Source organism: Acinetobacter sp. WCHAc010034, assembly GCF_001696615.3.
Lineage (GTDB): Bacteria > Pseudomonadota > Gammaproteobacteria > Pseudomonadales > Moraxellaceae > Acinetobacter.
Genome location: NZ_CP032279.1, coordinates 2,863,586 through 2,877,604 on the forward strand (window position 1 = coordinate 2,863,586; position 14,019 = coordinate 2,877,604).

General features: G+C 48.5%; 12 protein-coding genes. 7 read left to right on the forward strand and 5 right to left on the reverse strand.

The window, feature by feature from the left end; genetic code table 11:
• Positions 1-15 precede the first annotated feature (15 nt).
• Both rng and BEN74_RS19510 read left to right on the forward strand, forming a co-directional pair.
• The gene (rng, locus tag BEN74_RS15385; protein WP_068911858.1) at positions 16-1,470 is read left to right on the forward strand and encodes a ribonuclease G; all 1,455 of its coding nucleotides are present in this window, start codon (positions 16-18) and stop codon (positions 1,468-1,470) included.
• 130 nt (positions 1,471-1,600) lie between these two features.
• Complete coding sequence (locus tag BEN74_RS19510; RefSeq protein WP_086374289.1) at positions 1,601-1,774, forward strand: PA1571 family protein; 174 nt, start codon at positions 1,601-1,603, stop codon at positions 1,772-1,774.
• A 100-nt stretch (positions 1,775-1,874) separates the two neighbouring features.
• Here the strand turns inward: BEN74_RS19510 and BEN74_RS15390 are convergent, their stop codons facing one another.
• Both BEN74_RS15390 and BEN74_RS15395 read right to left on the reverse strand, forming a co-directional pair.
• On the reverse strand, positions 1,875-3,254 hold the full coding sequence (locus BEN74_RS15390; RefSeq protein WP_068911859.1) for a WS/DGAT/MGAT family O-acyltransferase: 1,380 nt from the start codon (positions 3,252-3,254) through the stop codon (positions 1,875-1,877).
• Positions 3,255-3,434: 180 nt separating this feature from the next.
• Entirely contained in the window at positions 3,435-4,169 is a 735-nt protein-coding gene (locus BEN74_RS15395) for a phosphoadenylyl-sulfate reductase (RefSeq protein ID WP_068911861.1), read from the reverse strand.
• Between the two features lie 197 nt (positions 4,170-4,366).
• Here BEN74_RS15395 and thrH point away from each other — a divergent pair, with 197 nt between their 5' ends.
• Entirely contained in the window at positions 4,367-4,984 is a 618-nt protein-coding gene (gene thrH / locus BEN74_RS15400) for a bifunctional phosphoserine phosphatase/homoserine phosphotransferase ThrH (RefSeq protein WP_068911864.1), read from the forward strand.
• A gap of 89 nt (positions 4,985-5,073) precedes the next feature.
• Here the strand turns inward: thrH and BEN74_RS15405 are convergent, their stop codons facing one another.
• Together BEN74_RS15405 and BEN74_RS15410 are read right to left on the reverse strand one after the other, a co-directional pair.
• Positions 5,074-6,291 (reverse strand): OmpP1/FadL family transporter, encoded by a 1,218-nt coding sequence (locus tag BEN74_RS15405; protein WP_068911866.1) that lies wholly within the window; start codon positions 6,289-6,291, stop codon positions 5,074-5,076.
• A gap of 297 nt (positions 6,292-6,588) precedes the next feature.
• Positions 6,589-7,869 (reverse strand): OmpP1/FadL family transporter, encoded by a 1,281-nt coding sequence (locus BEN74_RS15410; protein ID WP_068911868.1) that lies wholly within the window; start codon positions 7,867-7,869, stop codon positions 6,589-6,591.
• 788 nt (positions 7,870-8,657) lie between these two features.
• On the opposite strand from BEN74_RS15410, the gene BEN74_RS15415 reads away from it, so the two are divergent.
• Genes BEN74_RS15415 through BEN74_RS15430 form a run of 4 tightly spaced genes read left to right on the forward strand, consistent with a single transcriptional unit; the run spans position 8,658 to position 13,276 of the window.
• A complete protein-coding gene (locus BEN74_RS15415) occupies positions 8,658-9,128 on the forward strand; it encodes a spore coat U domain-containing protein (RefSeq protein WP_068911870.1) in 471 nt (156 codons plus the stop codon).
• A gap of 27 nt (positions 9,129-9,155) precedes the next feature.
• Positions 9,156-9,890: a molecular chaperone gene (locus BEN74_RS15420; protein WP_228200361.1), complete on the forward strand. Its 735-nt coding sequence runs from the start codon at positions 9,156-9,158 to the stop codon at positions 9,888-9,890.
• A gap of 6 nt (positions 9,891-9,896) precedes the next feature.
• Positions 9,897-12,272: a fimbria/pilus outer membrane usher protein gene (locus BEN74_RS15425; protein ID WP_068911872.1), complete on the forward strand. Its 2,376-nt coding sequence runs from the start codon at positions 9,897-9,899 to the stop codon at positions 12,270-12,272.
• Complete coding sequence (locus BEN74_RS15430; protein WP_086374291.1) at positions 12,272-13,276, forward strand: spore coat U domain-containing protein; 1,005 nt, start codon at positions 12,272-12,274, stop codon at positions 13,274-13,276. Before BEN74_RS15425 ends, BEN74_RS15430 begins: the two co-directional genes overlap by 1 nt.
• Here the strand turns inward: BEN74_RS15430 and BEN74_RS15435 are convergent.
• Positions 13,273-13,749: a spore coat U domain-containing protein gene (locus BEN74_RS15435; RefSeq protein WP_068911874.1), complete on the reverse strand. Its 477-nt coding sequence runs from the start codon at positions 13,747-13,749 to the stop codon at positions 13,273-13,275. The two genes, BEN74_RS15430 and BEN74_RS15435, sit on opposite strands and share 4 nt — an antisense overlap.
• Between the last annotated feature and the right edge of the window lie 270 nt (positions 13,750-14,019).

Below are 14,019 nucleotides of genomic sequence, written 5' to 3' on the forward strand. Positions count from 1 at the left end.
GTTTTGAGTTTAGTTATGTCTGATGAGTTGCTGATTAACGTCACGCCGATGGAATGCCGCGTGGCGTTAATTGAAAATGGCACGGTCAATGAGCTGTTTGTTGAGCGCACTGTCAAGCGCGGTTTGGTGGGCAATATCTATAAAGGCAAAGTGGTGCGCGTGCTTCCCGGCATGCAGGCGGCTTTTGTTGATATCGGCCTGTCGCGCACCGCTTTCCTGCATATCAATGATATGGTCTGGCAAAAAAACCAGCCTGCGCCGAATGTTTTTGAGCTGCTGCAGCCGGGGCAGATCCTGACGGTTCAAGTCATGAAAGACATGCTTGGCACCAAGGGCGCCCGCCTCAGCACCGACCTTTCCATTCCTTCACGCTATCTGGTGATGATGCCGTTCGGCAATCATATTGGCGTATCGCAGCGCATTGAATCTGAACAGGAACGCGACCGCCTGCGCTCGATGATTGAGCGCATTCAGGCGGAGCATAAATTGCCGGGTTCGGTGATTGTGCGCACGGCAGCCGACGGCATTGCCGAAGAAGCGATTGCGCAGGACATGGCCTATCTGGCGAAGCTTTGGGAATACATTCAGCGCAAGCAGAGCAGCACCGCCGTGCCGTCGCTGATTTTTGAGGAGCTGCCTCTGCCGCAGCGGGTGATCCGCGATTTGGCCAATGACGAAACTTCTAAAATTCATGTCGATTCGCGTGAAATTCACGGCAAGCTGAAGGAATTTGTCGAAGAATTTGTGCCGAACATGCTGGAGCGCCTGATTCACTATCCGGGCGAGCGCCCGATTTTTGACTTGTACAATGTTGAAGAAGACATCCAAAAGGCGCTGCAAACCCGCGTCGCGCTGAAGTCCGGCGGCTATCTGATGATTGATCAGACTGAAGCCATGACCACTATTGATGTCAACACCGGCTCCTATGTCGGCGGGCGCACGCTGGAAGACACGGTGTTCAAGACCAATATGGAGGCGACGCAGGTGATTGCGCGCCAGCTCCGCCTGCGCAATCTGGGCGGCATCATCATCATCGACTTTATTGACATGCAGGAAGCGCAACACCGCGAACAGGTGATGAGCCAGTTTGAGAAAATGCTGGAGCGCGACCATGCTAAAACCAAGATTACGCAGGTGTCTGAGCTGGGCCTGGTGGAAATGACCCGCAAGCGCACCCGCGAGTCGCTGGAGCATTTGCTGTGCGAATCCTGCCCGACCTGCCAGGGGCGCGGCTATGTGAAAACCGCAGAGACCGTGTGTTACGAAATCTTTCGGGAAATCCTGCGCTACGCGCGCGCTTTCGAGTCGCAAAGCGGCTTTACGGTGGTTGCGCATCCCTCGGTGATTGACCGCTTATTGACCGCGGAAGCGCCTGCAGTGGCCGATCTGGAGCATTTTATCAGCCGCGTGATTAAGTTCCAGGTGGAGAATCTGTATACGCAAGAGCAATACGATATCATCTTGAGCTGAAATTGTAACAGAATATCGTTAAACACTTGTTACAACTGAAATTTTACTTTTGATCTGTAATTTTGAATACTAAACGCATCCAATAGCCAAAGCCGTTTTTCCCTTTGGGCTTAGCAAAATGAGGTGTGTTATGGGTGTCCGTAAAGCAGTAATGAGTACAGGTTTAAAGCATATGCTGGATGCGAAGACAGTCAATTCAGCGTATATTCTGGACGAGCGCGGCAATGAGGTGCAGATTACCGCCTCCATGATCCGCACCGCGTGCCATCAGCTGTTAAAGCAGTGCCGAAATATTAAAAATTAAGGGGCTATTTGAAAGCCCCTTAATTTTTTGATCATTTTTTGAAAATAAATACAGCCTTAATGCCGTTTTCAGTTGGCAAATTATTCCAGCCCGCCTGCGGTCAGCTTACCGCCTGCAGCTTTGGGCTATCTTTATTGACTATCTCTTCAAAGCGCTGAATCTCCTCTTCCAGATGCGTCAGCAGGTTCTGCATTTTAGGCAATGCATTGCGGCAGGCGGTCAGGCCTACTTCCAGTTTGTCCTGATAGCTGGTCATGGTGATGTTCAGCGCCTGGCCGTCCATCACAATTGAAGCGGGGTAGAGCGCATTCAGGCGCGCGCCATTCCAGTACAGCGCTTCGCGCGGGCCGGGAACATTGGAAATCACCAAATTGAAGGCCTGGCGTTTAGGCATCAGCCCGGAAGCAATGTTCAAGCCGGCTGCTCCGTAAACAAATGCGCTGTAATTTAAAATTTGATTGGCATTCATGCGCTTAAAGCGCTCTTTGGCGTTCAGCACGCTGCGGCGGACAATCGCGAGCCGTTCCAGCGGGTCTTCTTTATGCGTGCCGAGGTTGGCCAGAATCATGGTGATCCGGTTCGACAGTTCAGAATCATCGCCGCGCACCGATGCCGGCACCATGGCAATCAGCGGTTTTTTCGGCAAGGCGTTTTGCGTAATCAGGTATTCGCGCAGCGCGCCGGAGCAAATCGCCAAAACAATATCGTTAATGGTCACGCCAAGCGCTTTCGCAATATTATGCAGGCGCGAGAAATCAAAGGACTGCGCGGCGAAGCGGCGTGAAGAGCTGACGCGCTGGTTCAGAATCGAGCTTGGCGCCTGAAAGCTGGATACGTAATCCGGGTTGCGCCCCATGTCTTTCATCACGGTCTGCGACAATTCATAGATCACGCGCGGGGTGGAATCAATCTGGTCTTTCAAGCCGTCAATCAGGCCTCTAAGGCGGCTGACTTTTGGCTGCTTGAGGCGCTTGATGCGCGGGCCTTCAACGCACCACGGCGGCACAATGCTTTTGGTATTCTGATCATCTGACAGCGATTTTTCCACCAGGCGCATGCCGGCAATGCCGTCCACCATGGCGTGGTGGATTTTAAAGTACATGGCGAAGCGGTTGCCTTCAATGCCTTCAATGATATGGCAGGTCCACAGCGGCTTGGCGCGGTCAATTAGAGTGCTGTGCTCTTGCGAAATATAGGTCAGCAGTTCGCGGATGCGCCCCGGCTGAGGCAGCGCGATATGGCGGAAATGATGGTCTAAGTCAAATTCTTCATCTTCATCCCAAAAAAAGCCGCTTAAGCGGTTATTGAAGGGCGGGATGGGAATGGACTTGGAATTGCGGATATCAGTAACCAAGTCCTGAATAAAGCTGGCCGGCGCATTGTCTGGAATTGTAAATAAGAATAGCCCGCCCACATGCATAGGCTGCTGCCGTTTTTCTAAAGTTAGAAAAATAAAATCAATTGGGTGTAATGGACGCATAGCGTGGATTGCCTCACTGCAATGTCTAGGAAGCTCCTATCTTGAGCAGCCTTGTTAGAATTATTAAATTTGCTTAGAAAGTATAGCGTTTTTAATCAAGAATAAAACTGATTTATATGTATCCATGCGTTGAAAAAACCACTGTTTTTGCAGCGGTTTTGACTTGATTATTTCTGTAAGTTATTTCTTTAAATTTCCGGCATGCAGTCCGCATTCTTTATGCGTGGCTTCTTCCCACCACCAGCGGCCTTCGCGCTCATGCTGATTCGGCAGCACAGGGCGGGTGCAGGGCTCGCATCCAATGGAAATAAAGCCGCGCTCATGCAGCGGGTTGTAGGGAATTTCCATCAGGCGGATATAGTTCCAGACATCTGCGCTGGACCAGTTCGCCAGCGGATTGTATTTGATCAGCTGCTTGCCGGGACCGGAAAAGCCCGGATCGGCCTGCACCGCGGGAATTTCATTGCGCGTGCCGGGGCTCTGGTCTTTGCGCTGGCCGGTAATCCAGCCGTCCAGCGTCGCCAGCTTTTTGCGCAGCGGCTGAACTTTGCGGATGCCGCAGCATTCACTGTGGCCATCCTGATAAAAGCTGAAAAAGCCTTTTTCATTTACCAGCTGCTGCACCGCTTCAGTTTCCGGAAAGCAGATTTCAATATCAATATTATAATGCTTGCGCACTGTATCAATAAACTGATAGGTCTCTGCATGCAGACGGCCGGTATCGAGGCTGAATACCCGGAAAGGCTTGCCTGAATGGACTGCCATATCAATCAGCACGACATCTTCCGCGCCGGAAAATGAAATTGCAATTTCACCTTGCTGGCTTAATGCAAGCTCAATAATTTCATTTGGAGATTTGTCTGCATATTCAGATGCAAGCGCATCGGCAATATCAACAGTAGGGATTATCGTCATGTCTGTCCTGGCTATCGGCTTGGAGCGTCAAAACCTATATTAATTTATTTCGCAGCCATTTTAATAGAATTGCTAAAATAGACTTATCACTAAAAAATAGATAGTTATGAAAAAAATAGATTTAAAAAAGAACAATGCAAAAGCGCTTTCTTAAGCTATGATAGTTCAAATTTTTTTCACTGAGATTTGGAGAACCCATGGAAGTCGTCTGTCTTGATCTTGAAGGTGTGTTAGTTCCGGAAATTTGGATTAACTTTGCGAAAAAAACAGGAATTAAAGCGCTGGAAGCGACAACACGCGATATTCCGGATTATGATGTGCTGATGACGCAGCGCCTGAATATCTTAAAAGAACACGGCTTAGGTCTGAATGATATTCAGGAAGTGATTGCGGACATGGGGCCGTTCCCGGGGGCAAAGGAATTTGTAAAATGGGTCAGCACGCATTTTCAGCTGATTATTCTTTCAGATACATTCTATGAGTTTGCGCATCCTTTAATGAAGCAGCTGGACTGGCCAACGATTTTCTGCCACAAGCTGGAAACCGATGAAGCGGGCATGATCACCGCCTATAAGCTGCGCCAGCCGGACCAGAAGCGCAAAGCGGTGCAGGCGCTGCACGGCCTGAATTTCCGCGTGATTGCAGCCGGCGACTCTTATAATGACACCACCATGCTGGGCGAAGCGGATCAGGGCTTCCTGTTTGATGCGCCAGAAAATGTGATTGCGGAATTCCCGCAGTTTCCGCCGATTAACGGCTATGACGCGCTGAAAGAAGCCATCCGCAATGCATCTGTGCGTGATATTCCAGCTTAGCTTTTATATAGATAAAAATCTGTAAAAAAGAAAAGGCGTACTTTCAATGAGTACGCCTTTTTTCAGAACAAGACAAAAAAATCTAAATTTTAGAATTTGTAGCCAATGTTCAAGCCGTAAGCAATTGCATTGCTATCAGTAAATGCACCTGCTTCAGTATGGGCTCCAGTTACTGCATCAGCATCGCCTAGCCAAAAGTATTTTACCCCAGCGCCAATGAAATAGTTTTCAGCGGGAGAGAAGCGTACCCCTGTACCTACACTCCAGTAACCTTCAGTTGGGCCAAGTGTTGTAACAGGATTGCCTGCGCCAGAATCCCAGCCAACTGATACATTTGCACCCCAACGCTCGTTAAATTTGCGACCTACGCCAACAGTTGCAGAAATTTGATCTTCTTTATAGTCAATCAGGTTAAAGCCATTTGGTTTATTGGGAACGAAGCCCTTTTGCCCTAGATACTGAGATAATTTGCCAAATTGATAAGGCTGTACTTTGAATTTTGACCAGTCGACCCAGCGCAGATTTGCAAATGCCACAGTATCAGCCATGATCCCTGTTTGGAAGTCGACATTGACCGATTGCGGCGTGGTAAGTTCAGTTTTAGCATCAGAAGAGCTAATTGCAGAAATTACTGGATTTAGTGGATTGCCTGGAATGACTGTGGAGCCAAAATTCTCATAAGCATTCATTTTGTGTGTAATTTCTGCGCGATAGGTTACAGATGCCTTAAGCGCAATTTCAGGGATTTGATATGCAACACCCGCTAACCAGCCAACAGACTCATCTTCGCCAGTTCTAAAATCATAACCGTTAAGTGCGCTATAAGCATTGCCACGTAAAAGTACTGTGCCGTCAACAGTTTGGTATACGGCTCCTGCGTAAAGATTCCAATTTTCATTGGGCTGATAGCCGAAAAGGAGATTAAGATTCTGTGTATCTACGACAACGGAAGTTCCACCCTTAAATGACACAGGCCGGTTTTCTACAAAATTATTGCTGCCTGAATATTCGGCATCGGCGCCATAGGGCTGATCATAAATAAGCCCTACGGAGAAATGATCTGTTGCCTGTACTTTTAAGGCTGCATGAGGGAAGTAGTAGTCGCCAGCCATGTCACCAGTGTTATTTTTGTCTTTATCTTTTCCAGAAACTTCAGGATCCAGAATTGAAATACCTGCTTCGAAATAGTTTCCGGGCTGCAGAAAAGTAGAAATTGATTGGCCTGAGCGGTCCAGTCCGGCTGCACATACCGAAGTAGCAGGAATTAAGCTGATCAAAATTGCTTTTGTTAAGTGGCTGAGCTGCATGTTTTTCCCTGTTTGTAACTTTTAGTGGGTAATCAATGCAGGGAAAGTAACATAATAAAAAAATGAGTAAATACTCCAGACTGTTCTAAAAATGAACTGGGTAATGCAAGGAAAATGGTTGTATAGAGTAAAAGTTCTATTTGTTTGATATTATGTTTATGATTTTTAATAGAAATTAGAATAATTATTTTAAAATGCCTGAGCTGGCATGTGTATAAACTCAAATGTTCATTGTTTGGACATCTAATTAAAAATTAAGGCCACAGCGGACTATGGCCTTACTTTTACTTGCTTAAATTAGAAGCGGTAACCCATTTTCAGACCATATGCAATGGCATGGCTGTCTTTAAACTCTGCAACATAATTAGCAGTATTGAACTCTGCACCTGACTGTGCTTTAGCATCACCTAACCAGAAATATTTTACGCCACCTGCGATAAATGTTTGTGGTGTTGGGCTGTATTGAGCGCCTAGGCCAAGGTTCCAGTAACCTTCAGTCGGGCCAAGTGTTGTAACCGGGTTGCCAGCGCCAGAGTCCCAGCCTACAGATACGTTACCGGCCCATTTATCATTCAGTTTGCGGCCTACACCTGTTGTCACAGAGTATTGATCATCTGTATAGGCAACAAGATCAAATTCAGATTTTCCTGTTCTAGCTTGTATAGCTGGATTTTTACTTGCTACACCAAACTTATAAGGTTGAATTGAGAAGTCTTTCCAGTTTACCCAGCGGATATTGGCAAATGCAACCGTATTTTCCATAATGCCGGTTTGTAAATCTAAATTAACAGATTGTGGGGTTGTGATATCTGTATCTTGTGAAGGGGCAGCATTTAGAGCAGAGAATAAACCGGCCGCATTAAAACTTTCTCTTGCTTCTACAGAGTGCTCAATTTCAGAACGATATGTGATCGCTGCTTTTAAGGCAATTTCAGGAATTTGGTATGCGGCACCAACTAACCAGCCAATATCGCCATCTTCTTTAATACTTGCATTATAACCGCCAAAAGTAGCATTACCGCCGTATGCAGTACCGCGAAGCTGAATATCACCTTTTACTGTTTGATATACAGGGCCTGCGTAAAAGTTAAAGTTTTGATTTGGTTGAAAGCCAACAATAAGAGCAAGGTTTTGTGTGTTTACTTCAACTTTTGTTCCTTCCACTCCATTGTGGAATGCACCTTGTCCAGCTAACGCAGCTGCTGCTGGCGGAAGTACAGCTGGGAGGGTAGGTGCTGTTGTAGAGTAGGTTGCTTTTGCACCAAAAGGTTGGTCGTAAATTAAACCAAATGAAAAATTATCATTAAGCTGAAACTTTAGGGCTGCATTTACAAAATAGTAGTCATCTGCCATTTCGCCAACATTGGTATTGGAAATTGGCGAACCTGCAAATGGATAACTATCTTTAGTTGTTCCTGAAACATTTGGATCTAATACAGAAATGCCTGCTTCAAAATAGTTGCCCGGCTGCAAAAATGCAGCAATTGACTGGCCTGAACGGTCTAGCGCTGCTGCAAATGCGCCAGCTGTTGGTAATGCTGCAAGAATTAAGGCTGTAGTGAGCTTTTTTAATTTCATTCTTCATCGTTCCTTGGTGTGCAAATTGGGGTGCTGCATTTTTTATTTAGTTGATGCGCGGTACTGGCATGGAGAAGTCTTGGGCTTCCAACACGCCGAGTTGTTACTCCATGTGACAAAAATATCACAAAATAAATAAGAGTAAATGCTCTAGCTTTAAAAATAAGAATAAAAAAGCATCAAATTAGAGTTATTGCACTATATTTTAATTAAAATTAAATATAAAACCATGATTTTAAATAATAAAAATATAGACTGAAAAGTAATCAAAAAAATCAAATTATGTGATTTCTATAATGTGTTTATGTTAATTCAGTCACAAAAAATACAACTGGCGCATACTGCCGGCTTTAAACCGCTGGCATCTATCCTGAAAAATGGCTGTGCCGGAACCGGTTAAATTCAGCCACCAAACTGCGGCATTCTGAACTTGTAACTCTAAAAATGGAGACCTTGCTGCTTGGAAGTTTCACGCCTTCAGGTGCAGAGCATTAAGCAGCCTGATCCGCCTGTTCTGCCCGCTGGCAATCTGCTGGCTTCCTTTAGATGAAGACAATGTTCAGTACAGCCGGCTTTTAGGTGACTGTTTAGTCATTCAAAAATGCTTGCGCTGAATAAGCCGGCAATACTGGCTTACTGCAGTGAAAAACCGGTGATATCTGGAGATAATTCATTCAGTTTCATCATTTATTTTTTATGAAGTTTCTTTACAAGATTAAAAAACAGTCTATAATCCACCCCATATTTCAAGTTTAGTGTGTCACCTTTCACATTATATGGGGTCTTTCATGAAAAAAGTCATTGTTTCCGCAGTTCTCGGTTTCTCTTCTCTATTCACTGCAGCGCACGCGGCGGGCAGTGATTCTGCTCAATTTGAAGTTCGGCTTACAGTGACTGAATCATGCAAATTTACCGCTGCGCAGAATGTGGAATTTGCATCAATTGACCGTTCAACTAAAGCGGCAAGCAATGCGAAAGGCCAGTTAAACGTAACTTGCACTTTAAACACGCCGTATAAAATTGCGCTGGCGGGCAGCGGTGAAATGAGCAACATCACCAATACGACGTCAACCAGCAAAGTTCCTTATAAGCTGTATCAGGATTCTGCCCGCACAGCGGAGTGGGATGCTGCCAACTTACTGTCAAGAACAGGCAACGGCAAAGACCAGACGATTCCTGTCTATGCTAAATTGGCTGGCAATACCAATGTTGAAGCCGGCAGCTATGTAGATACAGTTACTGCAACTGTAACTTACTAATTTGCAGACGCAGCAGCGGATAGAGTAATGCAGTATATGAACAAATTGAGGCAATTCATTTGCGCTTCTGCGGTATCGCTTTATTCGCTGAGCAGCTTGGCAGCCAGCTTGCAGGTTGCTCCAATTTCTGTTTCATTTGCCCCGCAGGAAAAAGCCAAGGAAATTTGGCTGACCAATACCAGCGAACAGCCTATCCGGGCGCAAACCCGCGTGCTGGCCTGGTCGCAAGTTGCAGGCCAGGATCAGCTAAGCCCCACACGGGACTTGGTTGCCAGCCCATCCATTACCGAAATTAAAGCAGGCGAGCAGCAGCTGATCCGGATTATCCGCATGGTCCCGCAAAATGCCGCTGTGGAACAGACTTACCGCTTACTGATTGATGAGCTGCCAAGTTCAGGGCAGCCTGACGCCCAGACCGGCCTGCAGCTGCTGCTGCAGTATTCTATTCCGGTTTTTATGCAGCCGGCTGCAGGCATTGCTGTGCGCAATGGCGTAACGCAGCTTAATCAGGTGGAATTTCAATACAGGAACAGCCAGCTGGCGGTTAAAAATAATGCCGGCAGCCATATCCGGATCAGTGAATTAAGCTATATCAATCCAAACGGTGAAAAAATACCGCTGATTAATGGCCTGGTGGGCTATGCGCTTGCGGGCCAGAGCATGCGCTGGGATGTTCCCCAGTTAAAGCAGATGCTTCCGGGCGGCAAGTTTGAAGCCAGAATCAACAGTGACGGTTTGGCGCAAACGCTTCCTGTCCAATAAGCGGGAATGAGAAAAAAAACTGCTTACTGCGGCCCGCTGCTTCAAGCGCTGCTTTGCCTGTCTGGACTATCCAGCACTTTGGCGCTTGCCGGCGAAGCGCCCGGTTTAGACAGCCTTGAGCAGCAGGAACTGTATCTAAGCGTCGTGCTGAATCAGGCCGCCAGTTCAGCCTTTGGCCATTTCATTCAAACCCCGCAGGATTTGCTGATTTCGCGTGAAACCCTGCAGGAACTGCAATTAAAAATCACTGCCCCTGATGCGCCGCAGCATGCCGGCTTTATCAGCCTGTCTCAGATTGCGGGCCTAAATTACGATTACAACGCCTCGGCGCAAAGCATCCGCTTGAATGTGCCGGCCGCTTTTCTGCAGGCCAAAACTGTAGCGGGATTCATTCCGGTTGAAGCCGCCAAGGTCAATGCCGCGCAGATTCGGCCGGGCGCGCTGCTGAATTACGATTTTTATGCTCAGGCCACTGAAGATGACTGGTCGTTAAGCGGCTGGAATGAGCTGCGCTTTTTCGGCTTTGGAGAGGGCAGTGTGCTGAGCATTTCCGCCAACCATGCCTATACCCAGTCAGCCGGATCAAAAGAACTTAACAGCCAAATTCTGGACACCTATTGGCAAAAGGATTTTGCCGAGCGGGCGCTGAGCTTGACTTTGGGCGACAGCCAGACCCGCGCCCTGGACTGGAGCCGTTCGGCCCGGATTTCAGGCATTAAGCTGGCAAAGAACTACAGCCTGCAGCCGTATCAGGTGACTTCACCTTTGGCTTCATTCCGGGATTCAGTGGTCTTGCCGTCAACCGTAGATTTGCTGATTAACGGCATTCAGCAGAGCAGCAGCGAAGTGCTTCCGGGGCAGTTCAATATTCAGACTGCGCCGTCCATTAGCGGCGCGGGAACGGCGCAGCTGCTGATCACCGACTTGAACGGCCAGCAGCGGGCGGTCAATTTTTCCCTATTCGGCACATCGCAGCTGCTGCAGCAGGGACTGTCGGACTGGGAAGTCAATCTGGGCGTGAACAAGCTGAATTATGCAGTCAAGTCCTTCAGCTATGGGCATGAGCTTTTAATGAATGCCACTTTCCGGCATGGCCTCAGCAATGACACAACGCTGGAAAGCCATGCAGAATATTCAAGCGCTGCCGCTTTGGCGGGGCTTGGCATTGTGCACCGCCTGCCGGATGCCTGGGGCGTGCTGAACGGCTCCTACAGCCGCAGCGAGCTGAACGGGCAGGCTGGGCAGGCGTATTCTGCCGGCTATGAGTGGAATAACCGCCTGATCAACTTTTCTGTGCGCCATCAGCAAAGTGACGGCAAATTTGGCGATTTGGCGAGCGGCTTGGGCTACGCCTATATTGACCGCTCCGATCATGCCTTCTTTGGGCTGAATACGCGCTTTGGCCAGTTCGGCAGCAGCTATGCAGCGCAGCAGTATCAGGGAATTGATAATAAATATATGATTTTAAACTGGTCTTATTATTTTCCTTCAAAGAGCTATTTAAGTCTGAATATGACCCGAAATTTGAATGAAAACAGCCATTCTTTTTTCATGTCGCTGAATGTGCCGCTGGACCGCCAGACCAATGCCGCCGTCAGCGCTCAAAAAAATCCGGATGACCATAAAGTGTCGGCCAGCGTGCGCAGAACGGCTTTGCAGAATCAGCCGGACTGGGGCTGGCAAGGCAATGCAGAATACAGCGATCCGGACAATTACAGCCTGCAGGGGCAGCTGCAGCGGGAAACCTCCGTGGGGCAATGGGATATCGGCGTTCAGAATGCCCGAATCAACGGCGAAGGCTACAGCACCGCTGTTGGCTCGGCGCGCGGCAGCCTGGTAGTGATGAACCGCAGCCTTTTCGCCATGCGCCAGTCGCTGAACTCCTTTGCTGTAGTGTCTACGGCAGGCGTGGCGGACATTCCTGTGCGGCTGGAAAACCGCCTTGTGGGCAAGACCAACCGCAAAGGCCTGCTGTTAATCGACTCGCTGAACCCGTATCAGCATAATGCCGTTTCTATTGATGCGCTTGATTTGCCGCTGGAATATAAAATTGAGTCGACACAGCTGGACGCTGTTCCTTATGCTTCCAGCGGCGTGTATCTGAATTTTCCGGTCTATAAGATGCGCTCGGTGCAGTGGGCCGCGGTCGATCAGCAGAATCAGCCTTTAAAAATGGGAAGCCGGGTCTGGGTGCAGCCTGCAGCGCCGGATCTGGATGACCTGGAACAGACCATTGTTGGGCGGGACGGCATGGTTTATCTGGAAAATCCGGCAGCAGCTGCGGTTTTTGCAGAGCATGAGGGGAAAATCTGCCGTATGGACTTGCCTGATTTTTCAGCGCAGTATGGCTTTCTGGATTTGGGGAGTTTAAAGTGCCAATAATGATCAATATTCACCGCGTCTGGCGTTCAGGCCTGCTGCTGGCTTTCAGCAGTTTGGCCCTGATGCTGCCTTTTGCCCTGCTGGCAGCCAGCTCAGCGGCGCAAGCTTCCGGCTCGTGCTGGCTGTCCGGCCCGGCTTTGAATTTCGGTTCGGTGTCGGGCAAAGGCAAAACCAGCTATACCAATTGGCAGGTGACCTGCAATCAATATGGCCATGCCAAAACGGTGAATGTCGCTTTGTGCCCTTATGCAACCGCAGGCGGCTTAGGCTTATCCAATAACCGCAGGCAAATGGTTTCATATTCTTCCTGGCCGCATGCTTACCTGACTTATGACCTGTTTTATGATCCGGCTTTGACCCAGCGGATGGATACGCGGGCCAATCTGGCGACCTTAAAATGCACTTATAAAAGCTTTAGCGTGAATGAAAACCGGAAGATTTTCGATCTGCCGATTTACGGCTATGTGTATGCCGGGCAAAATGCCCGGGCAGGGGAATATAAAAATAATAACGATGCCCAAGTCACTCTGCTGTATGCCTTCAGCCAGGAAAAGCAGCCGAGCGCGGAAGAAGTGCTGGCATCCCAGTCAGGCAATCAAGGTAGCAACAGCCTAAGCGTCACAGCGAACTATGAAAACAGCTGCAATCTTATTTCCGCATCTGACATGAATTTCGGCCAAATTAATGACCTATCCAAGGCGGTGACCAGCGCAGCCGCTGTAGTGCTGTCCTGCCCCTTGAATACCTCTTGGAAAGTGAGCCTGGATCAGGGCCTGCACTATGACGGCGCGACACGGCGCATGCGCAAAGGCGCAGACTATATTGCTTATGAACTGTACCGGGATGCGCAGTACAGCCAGCTTTGGAGCAGCAGCGGCGCATCGCAGGGCGCGGGCAATAATGGCGCGCAGACCATCCATATTTATGGAAAGGCAGGGCCAAGCTTGGCCGCTGTGCCGGCTGGGGAATATCAGGATACCATTACGGTAACGCTGACTTATTAGTAGGTAATGACGGCAGTCACTTTGTCGCTGTATTGGCCCGCGGCAACATTGGTGTCCGCTTGATTGACCTTGCCCCAAACCGGAATTTTCTGGGTATTTCCGGTGCCGGTGCTGCTGTAGGCATGTTGGCTGTCTGCGCCCCAGAGGGTGGTGCGGCTGGCATCCTGATAAAGTGTGTAGGGAATTTTAGCGCTGTTTGGCGCGGCGGCGGCCATTGCCCTTTGGCTTTGCAGCGCAATGCTGTACGGCGTGCCTTGGGTGCAGGTCACTGCCAGCTGGTTATTTTGGCTGGGGCCTTTTGATGCGCGGTTAATGCTGCCGAAATCCAAATCTGCGCCATTGACCGCTATATTGCAGGTTTCTTTGATGGTGATGCTGACGTTGAATTGCGCCGAATCCTGATTGGCTGCGTATATAAGCGCTGAAGCGCTGACAAAAGCGCAGGTAAAGAGCGCGCAAAAAGATAATCTCATACAGTTTTAATTTTTAAGCATTAAACATTAATAACAGCATACAAGGGCCTGCCGGAAATGAGAAGAAATAACTGCAAAAGCTGGGCGATAAGCGGCGGCAGTGAAATAAAAATATGAAGCAGGCTGTGATAGGCGCAGGTGAAAATAAGCTTCGTCTAAAGTCTGCAAGCAAAGCGCTTGAAACCATCAGAAAATGCAGCGGGAAAGGGGCGGGCAGGAGTATAATTTTAAGGCCAACTGAAAAATCAGATTAGTTGCTTTTGCATCAAT

Bases quoted from the DNA above. Each gene is read 5' to 3' on its own strand.
- BEN74_RS19510 (WP_086374289.1), top strand. From the start codon at position 1,601: ATGGGTGTCCGTAAAGCAGTAATGAGTACAGGTTTAAAGCATATGCTG.
- BEN74_RS15430 (WP_086374291.1), top strand. From the start codon at position 12,272: ATGATCAATATTCACCGCGTCTGGCGTTCAGGCCTGCTGCTGGCTTTC.
- BEN74_RS15410 (WP_068911868.1), bottom strand. From the start codon at position 7,869: ATGAAATTAAAAAAGCTCACTACAGCCTTAATTCTTGCAGCATTACCA.
- thrH (WP_068911864.1), top strand. From the start codon at position 4,367: ATGGAAGTCGTCTGTCTTGATCTTGAAGGTGTGTTAGTTCCGGAAATT.
- BEN74_RS15420 (WP_228200361.1), top strand. From the start codon at position 9,156: ATGCAGTATATGAACAAATTGAGGCAATTCATTTGCGCTTCTGCGGTA.
- rng (WP_068911858.1), top strand. From the start codon at position 16: ATGTCTGATGAGTTGCTGATTAACGTCACGCCGATGGAATGCCGCGTG.
- BEN74_RS15390 (WP_068911859.1), bottom strand. From the start codon at position 3,254: ATGCGTCCATTACACCCAATTGATTTTATTTTTCTAACTTTAGAAAAA.
- BEN74_RS15405 (WP_068911866.1), bottom strand. From the start codon at position 6,291: ATGCAGCTCAGCCACTTAACAAAAGCAATTTTGATCAGCTTAATTCCT.
- BEN74_RS15395 (WP_068911861.1), bottom strand. From the start codon at position 4,169: ATGACGATAATCCCTACTGTTGATATTGCCGATGCGCTTGCATCTGAA.
- BEN74_RS15435 (WP_068911874.1), bottom strand. From the start codon at position 13,749: ATGAGATTATCTTTTTGCGCGCTCTTTACCTGCGCTTTTGTCAGCGCT.
- BEN74_RS15415 (WP_068911870.1), top strand. From the start codon at position 8,658: ATGAAAAAAGTCATTGTTTCCGCAGTTCTCGGTTTCTCTTCTCTATTC.
- BEN74_RS15425 (WP_068911872.1), top strand. From the start codon at position 9,897: ATGAGAAAAAAAACTGCTTACTGCGGCCCGCTGCTTCAAGCGCTGCTT.